The sequence below is a fragment of the Deltaproteobacteria bacterium genome (assembly GCA_009930495.1).
GTDB lineage: Bacteria > Desulfobacterota > Desulfovibrionia > Desulfovibrionales > Desulfomicrobiaceae > Desulfomicrobium.
Map to the genome: position 1 here is coordinate 1 of RZYB01000349.1, position 1,716 is coordinate 1,716.

The 1,716-nt window shown below is 61.6% G+C and carries 2 protein-coding genes; both read left to right on the forward strand.

The window, feature by feature from the left end; translation table 11 throughout:
- A partial coding sequence (locus EOL86_14565; protein NCD26795.1) for a Na+/H+ antiporter subunit D occupies positions 1-1,045 on the forward strand: 1,045 nt, incomplete at its 5' end.
- 21 nt (positions 1,046-1,066) lie between these two features.
- Positions 1,067-1,716, forward strand: a 650-nt coding sequence (locus EOL86_14570; protein ID NCD26796.1) for an NADH-quinone oxidoreductase subunit M, incomplete at its 3' end; no start/stop codon positions are given.

Consider the following 1,716-nt stretch of genomic DNA (forward strand, 5'->3'; position numbering starts at 1 on the left):
CATCGGCGGGACCATCATGGCCATCTACGGCGTCTGCTACGCGACCATCGAGAACAACGCCCGGCGCATCCTGTCCTACCACATCGTGTCCCAGGTCGGGTACATGGTCGCCGGCATCGGCATCGCCTCGCAGATGACCCTGAATGGGGCCTGCGCCCACGCCTATGCCCACATCATCTACAAGGGCCTGTTGTTCATGACCACCGGCGCGCTCCTCTACGCGGCCGGCACGGCCAAGCTCTCGGAACTGGGCGGTCTGGTCCGCCGGCTGCCCTGGGTCTTCGTGCTGTACATGGTCGCGGCCGTGTCCATCTCGGGCATGCCGCTCTTCTCGGGCTTCGTCTCCAAGACCATGGTCATCGCCGGCGCGGCCGAAGCGCACCACACGTGGCTGGCCCTAGGTCTGGAACTGGCCTCCATCGGAACCTTCCTGTCCGTCGGTCTGAAGCTGCCGTTCTTCGCCTTCTACGCCAAGCCCGACGACATGACCCGCGAACTCAAACCCATCCCGACCAACATGTACGTGGCCATGGGCCTGGGCGCGGCGCTGTGCTTCATCATCGGCGTGCAGCCCCAGCTGCTGTACAAGCTCCTGCCCTTCCCGGTGGAATACGAGCCCTACACCGCTTGGCATGTGCTCCAGATCTCCATCCTGCTCGGATTCACGGGCTTGGGATTCGCCCTCATGGTCAAGCGTCTGACTCCGGCGGCCAAACAGAATCTGGATTTTGAGTTCTTCTACATCTGGATCGGCCGCATCTTCCTGGTCATCTGCAAATACCCCTTTGCCCTGGTCGATGCCTGGTGGAGCGACGTCTACCGCTGGGTCGGACTGAAAGGCCTGCTCATCGGCGGCAAGTTCACCAGCCTTTTCGACTGGCATGTCATCGACGGCATCCTCGATGGCAGCGCCCTGGGCGTACGCGGCATCGGCCGCCGCACCGCGCTGACCATCAACGGCAAGATCCAGGATTATATCGCGGGGGCCGTGCTTCTGGCCTGCGGCATCACGGCCGTGGTCATGATCGTGGCTCTTCTGCGCTAACTTCGAATCAAGGAAGATTTTATGACTCACTCAACCTTTCCGGTCCTGAGCACGCTCATCTTCTTCCCCTTGAGCGCGTCCCTGGCTCTGCTGGCGGTGAAGGACGAGGTCCTGATCCGCAAGCTGACCCTGGCGGCGGGCTTGCTGGAGCTGCTCTTCGCCCTGCCGCTTCTGGGCTTCGACCTGTCCTCGGGCAGTTTTCAGTTCGAGGAAAAGATGGCCTGGGTGCCCCAGTGGGGCCTGACCTTTCATCTCGGCGTGGACGGCATCAGCCTGCTCATGGTTCTGCTGACCGTGGCCCTGCTGCCCCTGTGCGTGCTCTGCTCGTGGAACTACATCTCCAAGCGGATCAAGGAATTTCACATTGTCCTCTTGCTCATGACCTCGGCCTGCGTGGGCGTGTTCGTGGCCCTGGACTTCGTGCTCTTCTACATCTTCTGGGAAGCCATGCTCGTGCCCATGTACCTGCTTATCGCGGTCTGGGGCGGGCCCAACAAACGCTACGCGTCCATCAAGTTCTTCCTCTACACACTGGCCGGGTCCACCCTGCTCCTGGTGGCCATCATCGCCTTCTATGTGGCCGGCGGAACCTTCTCCATTCCGGAATTGATGACCAAGCAGTTCAGCTCCGAACTGCAATTCTGGGCCTTCCTGGCCATGGCCCTGGCCTT